Genomic DNA, 13,066 nt, shown 5'->3' with positions numbered 1-13,066 from the left:
CCTATACATTGCCACAACATTCACGTTGTAGTTGTTGGTTTTACTGTTTTTCAGTATAAAATTTCATTCGGTATTCCTTAGTAAATCCGCGGTTTTTTTTGAGATCATATAAAAAATTGTTGTTTTTTTTACGATGTATGTTTTATATAGAGGTGCTTTTTAACAGAAACTTATGTTTTGAGTGTATTTTTATAATTCACAAAAAACATAAATTATGAAGTCGAATTATCTATTAATCATTTTTCTATTTCTCTCCTCTTTTGGCTTCGCCCAAAGTTTTGATATTGGAGGGACTGTCACCGAAAAAAGTTCTGGGTTATCAATACCTGGAGTTAATGTTCAAATAAAAAACACCAATAAAGGAGTTTCAACTGATTTTGATGGTAAGTTTTCTCTAAAGGGAATTTCATCAGGTTCTGTTGTTGTATTTACATTTATAGGATATAAAACATTTGAATATAAAGTAACTACTTCTATTAATAGTTTGAATATCTCGATGCAAGATGACGCTAAAGCTTTAGATGAAGTTGTCGTTATTGGTTATGGTAGCCAAAAAAGAAGAGAAATTACAGGTGCTGTATCTGTAGTAGATAGTAAAACACTAGAAATTTTGAAGCCTGTTAAAATCGAACAAGCTTTGCAAGGTACCGTTTCTGGTGTGAATGTTACTACACAATCAGGTTCGCCAGGTGCTGCCTTAGATATTAGAATTCGTGGTATCGCTACAAATGGAGAAAACCGTCCAACGACTATCATTGATGGTTATGTAGGGGAATTAGGACTGTTAAATCCTAATGATATTGAGTCAATCACAGTATTGAAAGATGCTCAGGCCGCTATTTATGGAACTATTGGTGCTAACGGGGTTATCTTGGTAACCACAAAATCAGGTAAAAAGAATTCTAAATCTCGAATTTCTTATAATACTTATACTGGTTTTCAAGAAGCTTCTAAAAATTTAAACCTATTAAATGCTACTGAATATGCTTTGTTACTAAACGAAAGCTATGCAAACGGTGGTAGGGCATTGCCATATACTAATGTAAGCGGATTAGGAAAAGGAACGAATTGGCAAAAAGAAGTGATGAGTACTTCTGTGCCAATCATCAATCATGACCTATCTATTTCTGGAGGATCTGATAAGGTAACTTACGCTGTGAGTGGTTCTCATTTAGACCAAGAAGGAATAGTAGGCCAAAAAAAATCTGGGTTTTTAAGAAATACTGCCAGAGTAGCTTTAAATGCGGATGTTTCTGATAAATTGAAGTTGAAAACCAATGTGATTTATACTTATTTTAATCGCAAAACTTTAAATGAAAACGGATTAGGTTCTGTTTTATTTAACGCTTTGAATATTCCTTCTACATTGAGTCCTTATGACACTAATAATGAGTTAACATTAGTGCCTAACACTACAGGACTAGGAAATGAAATTATCAATCCATTAGCACAAATAGCCAATACGAATAATGACTATAGTTTCAAAAAGCTAAATGGAAACTTTGGCTTAGAATATAAATTGATAGATGGCTTATTATTAGCTAGTTCAATGGGATTTAATACTTCTAATAGTAAGTCGAGAGATTTTGCTAAGCAAATTAGTTATGGCGGGAAAGTATTTGATGTCGTTCGTAGTTCTGTAACACAAGGTGCTGTAAATGATAACAATTATTCCTTTGATGCTTTTGCAACTTATACTAAGAAAATTGCTGACCACAATTTTGTAACCACACTTGGTAACACGATTTTTAAAGAATGGGGAAATGGTTTATTTGCTACAGGATATGACGTTCCTAATAATTCATGGGACTATGCTGATATTTCATTAACCACTGGAATATTAGATGCAAAAACGAATAGTGCGTATGCCTATGATGAAAGGCGTCTTTCTTATTTTGGAAGAATGCAATATGACTTTAAAGGGAAATACCTTGTATCAGCAATGTTAAGACGTGACGCTTCGACCAAATTTGGACCTGGAAATAAAGTAGGGTATTTTCCTTCTTTTACTGCTGGTTGGGTAATTTCTGATGAAGGTTTCTTTGGCGAAGATAAAAAAATCAACTTCATGAAATTAAGAGCTAGTTATGGTACACTAGGAAATGACCAAATTCCAAACAACGGATATGTAAGTTTATTATCTGGGGAAGCAACCTATGTTTTTGATGGTTCTTTAGTAAATGGTACGGCAGCGGGTCAAATTGCAAATCCTAATTTGAAATGGGAAGAAGCTAGAAAATTTGATGTTGGTTTAGATCTTAAATTATTTAATGATAAAGTTTCTATCGTAACAGATTACTTTATAGATACTCGTAAGGACTTATTAATCCCTAATATTCCAGTATCAGGAATTACAGGAAATTATGCTCCCGGAGCTTCGGCACCTACAGTTAACGCTGGTACAGTTCGTAATTCAGGTGTTGAATTCTCGATAGATTATAAAAATAAATTCTCAGAAAACTTCAATATGAGCCTTGGCTACAATGTTACTTTCTTAGAAAATGAAGTTTTAGAAGTGAATAACGGTACTGGATTTATTGAAGGTGGTGCTTTTGGAGTAGGTCAGCCGTCTCCATCTAGAATGCAAGTAGGATTACCAATTGGTTATTTCTATGGATACAAAACGGATGGTGTTTTTCAAAATCAAGCAGAAGTTGCTGCACATCCTTCACAAGTAGCATTAGGAGCTAATGCAGCGCCTGGAGATATTCGTTTTGAAGATGTTAATAATGATGGTGTTATTGATTCTAACGATAGAACGAATTTAGGAAATCCAATACCTACAGCGACAATGGGTTTCAATTTACAAATGAATTATAAAAATCTTGACTTTGCCGTTTATACTTTCGCTTCGGTAGGAAATGATATGGTGAGAAACTACGAGAGAACATTATCTGATGCTAATCGTTTGAATTATGTTTTAGATAGATGGACTGGCGAAGGGACTTCGACTTCAGCTCCTAGAGTGACTACGGGTGCAACTGCAAACAATGTATTCTCTGACTACTTTGTTGAAGACGCTTCGTACTTAAGAATCCAAAATATTCAATTAGGATATACTTTAAACCCTACAATTTCTGAAGTTGCTAAAATCACGAAACTACGTCTTTATGCAGGAGTAAATAATTTATACACCTTCACTAAATACAAAGGTTTTGATCCAGGAGCTTCAAATGGTAATCCTATTGGTGGCGGAATCGATTATGGTTTTTATCCCGTTCCTAGAACCTTTTTGTTAGGTCTAAATATTAATTTTTAATTCCAATTAAGATGAAAAAATACACATATATATCAATCACAGCGGCAGCGCTCTTTTTGTTGCTTACTGTTTCCTGTAACGATGACTTTGTCAATCGCGACCCAGCTTACTCTATTGATTCTGAAAATTATTTCAATTCAAAAACAGATTATGAAAATGCTCTAGTTGCCGCTTATGATCCACTTCAATCATCCTATGTAAACGTGATTTTAGGAGAAATAGCTTCTGACAATACATTAGCGGGAGGAGAAAGCCAAACAGATGTTATCGGTTTTCAACAAATCGACGATATGATTCACACACCAATAAATAGTAATATAAGAGATATTTGGAATTGGATGTTTGCAGGCGTAAGTAGAACAAATTACATTCTTGAGTTTCAAAATAAAATAGAATTCGAAGGCAAAAAACAAATCCTTGCTGAAACTCGTTTTTTAAGAGCTTATTATCACTTTGAACTAGTGAAATGGTTTGGTGAGATTCCTTTAAAAGGAGATACTCGTTTTAAAATTGGTGATGAAAAAACAATTGCACGCTCTTCTGTGGCCGATGTTTATGCATCAATTGAAGCGGATTTAATTTATGCTTCTGAAAATTTGAATGCTACTGCATCGCAAAATGGACGAGCTACTAAAGGAGCTGCACTGTCTTTATTAGGAAAAGCATATTTGTTTCAAAATAATTTTGCTAAGGCGGCAACGACTTTTGATCAAGTTATTGCATTACAAAAATATTCATTAGTTGCAGACTATAATTCAATATTTGAAGCTGAAGGAGAAAACGGAGCTGAATCTATTTTTGAAGTTCAGTATACGGATGTAGAAGGTGCCGGATTTGGATGCTTACAATGTAGTGAAGGAAATGTAGCAGTTGGGTTTAACGGACCTAGAAATTACACAGGAACGGTTTTCACCTCAGGTTTTAGTTTCAATGTGCCTACCGCCAAAATTGCAAATGCTTTTGAAGTCGGAGACAATCGTAAGGATGTTGCTATATTAGACATCAAAGACTGGGCATTGAAAACTGGAGCAACTTATGGTGAAGGCTATGAGCATACAGGCTTTTTTAATAGAAAATACATCCCAAGAAAAAGAAGTGCCTCTGCGGCAGGGGATTTGAATTTAACTAATCCGAATAATTACAGAGCCATTCGTTATGCTGATGTATTATTAATGGCAGCCGAAGCGAATAGCAAAGGGAATATTGATGAGGCTAAGGCTAGAGATTATTTGAATCAAGTAAGAAGAAGAGCATTTGGAGATTTGAATCACGATATTACTGCATCTGGTCCTGCATTGACAGATTTTATTTTAGCCGAAAGAAGGTTAGAGTTAGTAGGTGAAGGTCACCGTTTCTTTGATTTAGTTCGAACTGGTAAAGCAGCTCAAGAAATACCGGGATTTACAGCTGGTAAAAATGAAGTTTTTCCTGTACCTATCGAAGAAATTCAATTTTCTAACGGAAACTGGAAGCAAAATCCTAACTATTAAATAGCAAAACGATGAAAAATATAAAATATATAACAAGTCTTATTGTGGCAGCCCTAGTTTTTAGCTGCTCTACAGAGAATGATCTTATTGACTTAGATTCTCTTGCAGCGCCATCTAATATTTCGGCATTGACTACGGTGACTCAGGATAATACGGGAAAGGTGACTTTTTTACCAAAGGGGGAAGGCGTTACTCGATATGAAATTCTATTTGGAGACGGAACAATTGCTCCTGCGTATGTAGGTCCAGGAGATACCGTAGAACATACCTATAAAGAAGGTGTTTATGACGCAAAAATTATAGGAACGACTCTTAACGGTAAAAAAACAGAGGTTACTCAAAAAGTGGTGGTTTCATTTAGAGCACCTGAGAATTTAGTTGTTACTATCGAAAATGATTTGGCTGTTTCTAAAAAAGTTAACGTAAAAGCAACAGCAGATTTTGCTTTGTTTTATGATGTTTATTTTGGTGAAACCGGAAATCCAGACCCAATAAGTGCTAATAATGGAGAATCACTTTCTTATACCTATCAAAATGCTGGAGTTTATACTATTAGAGTGGTTTCTAAAAGTGCTGCTGTTAAAACTACCGAATTTACGCAAGTATTCACGGTAACTGTAGTGAACAAGCCTTTTACCTCTGCACCAATTCCTCCTAATAGACAAGCTGGGGATGTGATTTCTATTTATAGTGCAAAATACACTGACGTTGCTGGAACTAATTATTTTCCAGATTGGGGACAAGGCGGTCAAGGAAGTTCTTGGGCTGAGTTTGATTTGAATGGTGATAAAATGCTGAATTATATTAAGTTGAGTTACCAAGGGATTGCTCTGGCTGACGGTAAAACAATTGACGTGTCTGGAATGGAATTCATTCACATGGACGTTTGGACTTCGGATTTACAAAAATTAGAAACCTCTTTAATTAGTAAAACTAATGGTGAAAAACCTGTCGTAAAAGACTTAGTTGCTAACCAATGGAATAGTATTGATATTCCAATTTCGGCCTTTACAAGTCAAGGATTAACTGTGGCTGATATCTTTCAATTAAAATTTGTTGGGACACCTTGGGCAACTGGAAGTGTGTTTATTGATAATATTTATTTCTATAAAGCACCTGCAGCATTGCTTCAAATACCAATTGATTTTGAATCGACTACATTAACCTACCCATGGGCTGGTTTTGGAGCTTCTGATTTTGGGCCTATTCCAGTTTCAGTAGTAGCTAATCCAGACAAAACAGGGAACAATGTTTCTAATAAAGTGGTTAAAATAGAAAAACCTGCCGGTGCTCAAGTTTGGGCGGGAGCTAGTTTAGATTTAGATTCGAAGGTTGATTTTACCAAAGGGACTAAAGTGAAAATTAATGTTTGGTCACCAAAAGGGGGTGCGAAAATATTATTGAAAATGGAAGTTTCTACATCTCCAAAAGATGGAAATGGAAATCCAACTGTTTTTGTGGAGGTGGAAGCCACTGCTACTGTCGCTAATTCTTGGCAAGTACTCACTTTCGATTTGACTACTTCATCGGCATTTAATTCAGCTAATGCTTATGATAGAGTGATTTTGTTTCCAGATTTTGGAGTAGCTGGTTCCGGCACAAGCTATTATTTTGACGACATTAAACAATCCAACTAAAAATTTACAAGATGAAAAAGATATTAATAAATTCAATAACCATTATCACATTGCTTTTGATGGTGAATTGTTCCAAAGATGATTATTCGTTTGGCTCATTGACGGCACCTTCAAATATAGAGGTTCAATATGAGGTAATTGGAAAGACAAGTGCTACACCTGATGGTGATGGAACAGGAAAAGTAAAATTTACAGTAAAAGCTGAGGATGCCATATCCTATAAATTTGTTTTTACTGATGGTACTTCTGAAAATGCACCAAGCGGTGTTTTTGAAAAGCGTTTCACTAAAGTGGGTGTAAATACATACACCGTTACTGTTATTGCGTCTGGAAAAGGAGGAGTGACTTCTAATACTACTGTTGATGTAAAGGTTTTAAGTACTTTTAGTGATGATGAAGCAGTTGCATTATTAACTGATGGAACATCAAAAAAATGGTATTTCTCCGCTTCAGAAGTAGGACATTTAGGTGTGGGTCCTAACAATTCAGATGCGACTCAAAATTATTATGGGTTTTATTACCAAGCGGCCGCTTTTGAAAAAGCAGGAGCAGCAAGTAGCAGTTGTCTATACGATAATGTACTAACTTTTTCTGTTGTTGGTGATCAGTTGAAATACAATTTAGACAACGGAGGAAAAACATTTTTTAATGCTGCTTTCTTAAGTGTTGGCGGTGGTTCAGGAAATGATGATTCTTGTTTGAATTATACTTCTTCTGGAATAAAATCAGTTTCATTAAGCCCTTCGGAATCATTTGTAACTAAAAATCCAGATGCTGCGACTCAAACAAGAGGAACATTAATGACTATCGCTGATGGCGGATTTATGGGGTATTATATAGGTCAAAGTAGTTATGAAATACTGTCTTTAACAGCTAATCGTATGGTGGTAAGAGCAGTTATGGGTGGGGATCCAGCTTTAGTTTGGTATCACACTTTTACCACAACAAAACCAACACAAACAGTAACGGATTACACGAAATTAGTTTGGTCTGACGAATTTAATACTGACGGCGCACCAGATGTTACCAAATGGACTTATGATTTAGGTGCAGGTGGTTGGGGAAACAGCGAAGTACAGACCTATACAAGTAGTGCCGAAAATGTGATTGTTGCTGGTGGAAACTTGAAAATTACCGCTAAAAGAGAGGGTTCAGGATATACTTCGACTCGATTAAAATCAGAAGGGAAATATAAGTTCACCTATGGTAAAGTTGAGGTGAGAGCTAAATTGCCTTCAGGCGGCGGAACATGGCCTGCAATCTGGATGTTGGGTTCAGATTATGAAACCAATACATGGCCAGGTTGCGGTGAGATAGACATTATGGAACACAAAGGAAATGAACCAAATGTAATTCATGGAACCTTGCATTATCCAGGGCGTTCTGGAGGAAATGGAAACACAAGTACCAAAACGATTGCAAATGCTTCTTCTGAATTTCATGTTTACAAAGCGATATGGAGCCCTGCTTCGGTAAAATTGTATATAGATGATGCATTATTTCACACTGTGGCAAATGATAATACTTTGCCCTTTAACAAAGACTTTTTTATGATTTTGAACGTAGCTATGGGAGGGACTTTTGGAGGCGCAGTAGATCCAGCTTTCACTCAATCTTCGATGGAGATCGACTATGTGCGAGTGTACCAATAACCAGATGAATTAATTAAATACTTAAAAGGTCGATTTTTATCGACCTTTTAAATAAATAAAAATATAGAAGATGAGGAATATAAAGATAGTATCATTAGTTATATCTACCGTTGTTATCCTAAGTTGTAGCCAAAAAATAATTCAACCAAAAGTCACGTTTTCTCAAAAAGATATTTTGGAAAATAGAGTAGATTCGTTAATGAAACTAATGACATTAGAAGAAAAAATTGGACAATTAAATCAGTATAATGGTTTTTGGGAAATAACGGGGCCTACGCCAAAAGAAGGACAAGCTGCTAAAAAATATGCCGATCTAAAGAACGGATTAGTCGGTTCGATGCTAAATGTCAAAGGAGTTAAAGACGTTAGAGCCTTACAGAAAATTGCGGTGGAAGAAACCCGATTAGGGATTCCGTTAATTTTTGGATTTGATGTGATTCATGGATACAAAACCATAAGCCCTATTCCATTAGCGGAAGCGGCAAGTTGGGATTTAGTCGAAATTAAAAAATCAGCGGCAGTTGCTGCCGAAGAAGCGGCGTCTGTTGGGTTAAACTGGACATTTGCACCTATGGTAGATATTTCTCGTGACGCCCGTTGGGGTAGAGTCATGGAAGGTTCAGGCGAAGACCCTTATTTAGGGAGTCAAATCGCAATCGCTCGTGTACAAGGTTTTCAAGGAGATAATTTAAAGGCGAGGAATACAATTTTGGCTACCGCCAAACATTTTGCTGGATATGGCTTTTCCGAGTCGGGAAGAGATTACAATACGGTTGATGTAGGTGAATCTACTCTGCAAAACATCATTTTCCCACCTTTTAAAGCAGCGGTGGATGCAGGTGTACGCACATTCATGAACTCGTTTAATGAATTAAACGGAATCCCTGCCACAGGAAATAAATATTTGCAAAGAGATATTTTAAAAGATGACTGGAAATTTGATGGTTTTGTAGTCTCAGATTGGGGGTCAATTAACGAAATGATGGCTCACGGTTATGCTAAAGACAGTAAACAAGCTGCTGAAATCGCAATCAACGCAGGTTCAGACATGGATATGGAATCTAATGCTTATGTAGAATATTTATCGGAATTAGTAAAAGAAGGAAAAGTAAAAGAAAGTGTAATAGATGATGCTGCTCGAAGGATATTGAGAGTGAAATTTGAATTGGGCTTATTCGATAACCCTTATTTATACTGTGACGAAAACTATGAGAAAGAAACAGTAGGAAAACCTGCTTTTCAAGAGGCGGTTCTGGAAATGGCCAAAAAATCAATCGTACTATTAAAAAACGAAAAAGAACTTTTACCACTTAAAAAATCAGGTCAAAAAATAGTTGTAATAGGTGCATTAGCAAATGATAAAACAAGTCCACTAGGAAGTTGGAGAATTGCTGCTGACGATGAATCTGCCGTTTCTTTGTTAGAGGGAATGCAAAAATACAAAGGCAACAACTTAACGTATGTTAAAGGTGCTGATGTAGCTGTAGGTAGAACTCAGTTTGTTTGGGAAACTAAAATTAACATGACGGACAAAAGCGGATTTTCCGAGGCAATCAAAGCAGCCAAAGGAGCTGATGTGGTAGTTATGTCCTTAGGAGAACACGGATTGCAATCTGGAGAGGGTAGAAGTAGAACAGATCTTGGCTTACCAGGTGTGCAACAAGAATTATTAGAGGAAGTTTATAAAGTAAATCCTAATATTGTCTTGGTACTAAATAATGGACGACCACTAGCGATTCCGTGGGCAGATGAAAATATTCCGGCGATTGTTGAAGCATGGCATCTGGGAACACAAAGCGGAAATGCAATTGCACAAGTTTTATACGGTGATTACAATCCAAGTGGAAAATTACCTATGACTTTTCCTAGAAGCGTCGGTCAAGTACCGATCTACTATAATTACAAAAACACGGGTCGTCCAGTGATGACGGAGCCTGATAGTGTTTTTTGGTCACATTACATTGATGAGGAAAATACGCCTCTGTATCCTTTTGGATATGGACTAAGTTATTCTAAATTTGAATATTCTAATATAGAATTAAGTCAAAAATCATTTGCAGATAATGGACAAATCGAAGTATCGATACTATTAAAAAATACTGGCAAATATAGAGGTAAGGAAGTTGTGCAGTTGTACATTCGTGATTTATTTGCCTCGGTAACTCGTCCAGTTTTAGAATTAAAAGGATTTGAAATGATAGAATTGCAACCAAACGAAACAAAAAAAGTTTCCTTTGTAATCAATAAAAAAATTATAGAATTTTTCACGGCTAATTCAAAATGGGAAGCTGAAGCAGGTGATTTTAAAGTGTTCGTAGGCGGAAGTTCTACAAAAACATTAGAAGCCGATTTTCAATATCAAAAGAACTAATGATGAATAAATTTTTAATTTTACTGATGGTAGGTTCGATTTCTTTGGCACAGCCAAAAGGAAAGAAACTGGTATGGGAAGAAAATTTTAATGGAACTCAATTAAATGAGGAAACTTGGAATGTTGAACTAGGAAATGGATGCCCCAGCTGTGGTTGGGGCAATAATGAACGTCAATTATATACCTATGAAAATCATCAGTTGGTGAACGGGAAATTAGTAATTACTGCTAAAAAAGAAGGCGCTAAATACTCATCAACCCGAATCACGAGCAAAGGGAAAAAAGAATTTCAATATGGTTATTTTGAAGCCAAAGCTAAGCTACCTATAGGTCACGGAGTTTGGCCCGCATTCTGGATGCTCGGAGCTAATATTGATAGCGTGGGTTGGCCAAAATGCGGAGAAATTGATATTTTAGAATATGTAGGCAAAGAACCTGATATTGTTTTTACTTCACTACATACACAAGACAGTCATGGAAATACTATTAATACTAAGAAAACAAAAATAGAAACCATCGAAGAAGGTTTTCACGTTTATGCAATAGATTGGACGAGGGATAAAATTGATTTTTTTGTCGATAAACAATTAGTATACACTTTTAATCCAGAGAATAAAACGGACGCAACTTGGCCATTTAATCAACCTTTTTATTTTTTAGTAAATCTGGCAATTGGAGGAAATTTTGGAGGGCCAGAAGTTGATGATTCTATTTTTCCGCAAGATTTTTCTGTAGATTATATTAGAGTTTATCAATAAATAGGGACGTTACCCGTAAGAAAAGTAGCAAGTAAATTTAAACTTGCTACTTTTTTATTTTCAAATAATAGCTAACATCTTGACATTTGATTGCCACACTTTTCGATGCTATTAATACGTACTGCAATGTTTGTCATGTCTTATGCTGTTCTGTAAAAATATTTCGAGTGAAAGTTAGCTCCTTATTTTTAACATTATAAAACATACGCTGTTAATTTTTCGTAATTTTATTTGCTTGTTAGCGTAAATATTTGTTAAATTTGAATAACAAATTGAATTATAAATAAAGCCAGCCTATAGTATAAAACTACTTTTTAGAAAATTTATTCCAAATTTTAACAAGAACTAAAAGGTATAACTATGGATTATATACAACCTTCAGACGCTTTATTGGTACAGAATTATGTAGCAGGTAATGAAGAAGCCCTGTCAACATTAATCAAGAGACACGAATCAAGAATTTACGGCTTCATCTACTCTAAAATCTCAGATCGAGATGTTTCAAATGATATTTTTCAAGATACTTTTATCAAAGTAATCAAAACTCTAAAGTCTAACTCCTATAATGAAGAGGGAAAGTTTTTACCTTGGGTAATGCGTATCTCGCACAATCTCATTATTGACCATTTTAGAAAAAACAAGAAAATGCCTCTATTTAGAGAAACCGAGGAGTTTTCTATTTTTTCAATAATGTCTGATGACTCTCCTACAATCGAAAATAAAATCATAGCTGATCAAGTAGAGCTGGATATAAAGAAGCTGATAGAAGAGCTTCCTCTTGATCAAAAAGAAGTGTTAGTGATGCGCATGTATCAGGACATGAGCTTCAAAGAAATTTCAGAAATTACAGGGGTTAGTATTAATACGTCTTTAGGCAGAATGCGTTACGCTTTAATGAATTTGAGGAAAGTTATTGACAAACATCAAATTGTTTTAACAAATTAACAATATATCAATATATGCTGCGTTAATAATATAAACAAACTAATCGCAGCATGGCAAAAATTTACTCTAAAAAATCATTAGCTAATAAGGCAATGAAACCAAGAAAAGAAGTCATTTCTTTTCTGTTAAACTATTCTAAGGCATTATGCATGATAGAAATTGATAATCATAGTTTCGAAATTATTTCTAATTAGAATTATTTTTAATTACAATGCTTAAACTTCAAATTCTATAGGGATTTGGATGTGTAAATTTCACTAGTCTGTAGTTCAAACTAGTGAAATTTATTTTTTATAGTAACTAGCTAAAACAGTTTTTCTTCCTATCGTTTTAGTAATAATGTCTTTTTCTAAATCCCAACCTCGGGCTGGAGAATATTCCCTACCATACCATATTATTTGCAGGTGTAAATCATTCCAGATTTCTTCTGGAAAAATACGTTTAGCATCTTTCTCCGTTTGGACTACGTTTTTGCCATTAGTCAAATTCCAGCGATACATCAAGCGATGAATGTGCGTGTCAACAGGGAAGGCTGGAACCCCAAAAGCTTGAGACATAACTACACTAGCAGTTTTATGTCCCACAGCTGGTAATTCTTCGAGATACTCAAAGCTCTGCGGTACTTCTCCGCCGTGTTTGTCGATTAAAATATGGGATAAACCATGAATTCCCTTCGATTTCATTGGTGATAAACCACAAGGTCTAATGATCTCCTTAATTTCTTCAACTGACATTTTTATCATATCATACGGATTATCAGCCTTGGCAAAAAGTAAAGGCGTAATTTGATTCACACGTACATCGGTACATTGTGCAGAGAGCAGCACCGCAATCAATAAAGTATAAGGATCCTTATGGTCTAATGGAACTGGAATGCTGGGATATAATTCTTTTAATGTATTTATGATAAATGTTACTCTTTCTTGCTTGTTCATTTTTATATTAACAAATTTG

Annotated in this window: 9 protein-coding genes; 8 read left to right on the top strand and 1 reads right to left on the bottom strand. The window is 35.3% G+C overall.

The features are described 5' to 3' along the window. Nucleotides 1–214 precede the first annotated feature (214 nt). The 8 genes from FQU23_RS11400 to FQU23_RS11365 all read left to right on the top strand — a co-directional run bounded on the left by FQU23_RS11400 (nt 215) and on the right by FQU23_RS11365 (nt 12,306). The gene (locus FQU23_RS11400) at nt 215–3,259 is read left to right on the top strand and encodes a SusC/RagA family TonB-linked outer membrane protein (RefSeq protein ID WP_147673937.1); all 3,045 of its coding nucleotides are present in this window, start codon (nt 215–217) and stop codon (nt 3,257–3,259) included. An 11-nt stretch (nt 3,260–3,270) separates the two neighbouring features. Continuing rightward, a complete protein-coding gene (locus FQU23_RS11395; RefSeq protein ID WP_147673936.1) occupies nt 3,271–4,749 on the top strand; it encodes a RagB/SusD family nutrient uptake outer membrane protein in 1,479 nt (492 codons plus the stop codon). 11 nt (nt 4,750–4,760) lie between these two features. Continuing rightward, entirely contained in the window at nt 4,761–6,386 is a 1,626-nt protein-coding gene (locus FQU23_RS11390) for a hypothetical protein (RefSeq protein ID WP_147673935.1), read from the top strand. An 11-nt stretch (nt 6,387–6,397) separates the two neighbouring features. Continuing rightward, nucleotides 6,398–8,038: a family 16 glycosylhydrolase gene (locus tag FQU23_RS11385; RefSeq protein WP_147673934.1), complete on the top strand. Its 1,641-nt coding sequence runs from the start codon at nt 6,398–6,400 to the stop codon at nt 8,036–8,038. Nucleotides 8,039–8,108: 70 nt separating this feature from the next. Next, nucleotides 8,109–10,409 (top strand): beta-glucosidase BglX, encoded by a 2,301-nt coding sequence (gene bglX / locus FQU23_RS11380; RefSeq protein WP_147673933.1) that lies wholly within the window; start codon nt 8,109–8,111, stop codon nt 10,407–10,409. A 2-nt stretch (nt 10,410–10,411) separates the two neighbouring features. Then, nucleotides 10,412–11,167, top strand: coding sequence for a family 16 glycosylhydrolase (locus tag FQU23_RS11375; RefSeq protein ID WP_147673932.1), 756 nt, complete (start codon nt 10,412–10,414; stop codon nt 11,165–11,167). Between the two features lie 360 nt (nt 11,168–11,527). Next, nucleotides 11,528–12,112, top strand: a complete 585-nt coding sequence (locus tag FQU23_RS11370) for an RNA polymerase sigma factor (RefSeq protein ID WP_147673931.1) — start codon at nt 11,528–11,530, stop codon at nt 12,110–12,112. A 50-nt stretch (nt 12,113–12,162) separates the two neighbouring features. Beyond that, the gene (locus FQU23_RS11365; protein WP_165425763.1) at nt 12,163–12,306 is read left to right on the top strand and encodes a hypothetical protein; all 144 of its coding nucleotides are present in this window, start codon (nt 12,163–12,165) and stop codon (nt 12,304–12,306) included. A 90-nt stretch (nt 12,307–12,396) separates the two neighbouring features. Here FQU23_RS11365 and FQU23_RS11360 read toward each other — a convergent pair whose 3' ends face one another. After that, the gene (locus FQU23_RS11360) at nt 12,397–13,047 is read right to left on the bottom strand and encodes an endonuclease III domain-containing protein (RefSeq protein WP_147673930.1); all 651 of its coding nucleotides are present in this window, start codon (nt 13,045–13,047) and stop codon (nt 12,397–12,399) included. Between the last annotated feature and the right edge of the window lie 19 nt (nt 13,048–13,066).

Source organism: Flavobacterium sp. XN-5 (assembly GCF_008033395.2).
In the GTDB taxonomy this organism is placed as follows: Bacteria; Bacteroidota; Bacteroidia; order Flavobacteriales; family Flavobacteriaceae; genus Flavobacterium; species Flavobacterium hiemivividum.
This window is presented reverse-complemented; position numbering and strand designations above follow the sequence as displayed.

What these genes read in the sequence shown, in the direction of transcription:
- FQU23_RS11395 (WP_147673936.1), top strand. Translation starts at nt 3,271, where the DNA reads ATGAAAAAATACACATATATATCAATCACAGCGGCAGCGCTCTTTTTG.
- FQU23_RS11390 (WP_147673935.1), top strand. Translation starts at nt 4,761, where the DNA reads ATGAAAAATATAAAATATATAACAAGTCTTATTGTGGCAGCCCTAGTT.
- FQU23_RS11370 (WP_147673931.1), top strand. Translation starts at nt 11,528, where the DNA reads ATGGATTATATACAACCTTCAGACGCTTTATTGGTACAGAATTATGTA.
- FQU23_RS11365 (WP_165425763.1), top strand. Translation starts at nt 12,163, where the DNA reads ATGGCAAAAATTTACTCTAAAAAATCATTAGCTAATAAGGCAATGAAA.
- FQU23_RS11360 (WP_147673930.1), bottom strand. Translation starts at nt 13,047, where the DNA reads ATGAACAAGCAAGAAAGAGTAACATTTATCATAAATACATTAAAAGAA.
- bglX (WP_147673933.1), top strand. Translation starts at nt 8,109, where the DNA reads ATGAGGAATATAAAGATAGTATCATTAGTTATATCTACCGTTGTTATC.
- FQU23_RS11385 (WP_147673934.1), top strand. Translation starts at nt 6,398, where the DNA reads ATGAAAAAGATATTAATAAATTCAATAACCATTATCACATTGCTTTTG.
- FQU23_RS11375 (WP_147673932.1), top strand. Translation starts at nt 10,412, where the DNA reads ATGAATAAATTTTTAATTTTACTGATGGTAGGTTCGATTTCTTTGGCA.
- FQU23_RS11400 (WP_147673937.1), top strand. Translation starts at nt 215, where the DNA reads ATGAAGTCGAATTATCTATTAATCATTTTTCTATTTCTCTCCTCTTTT.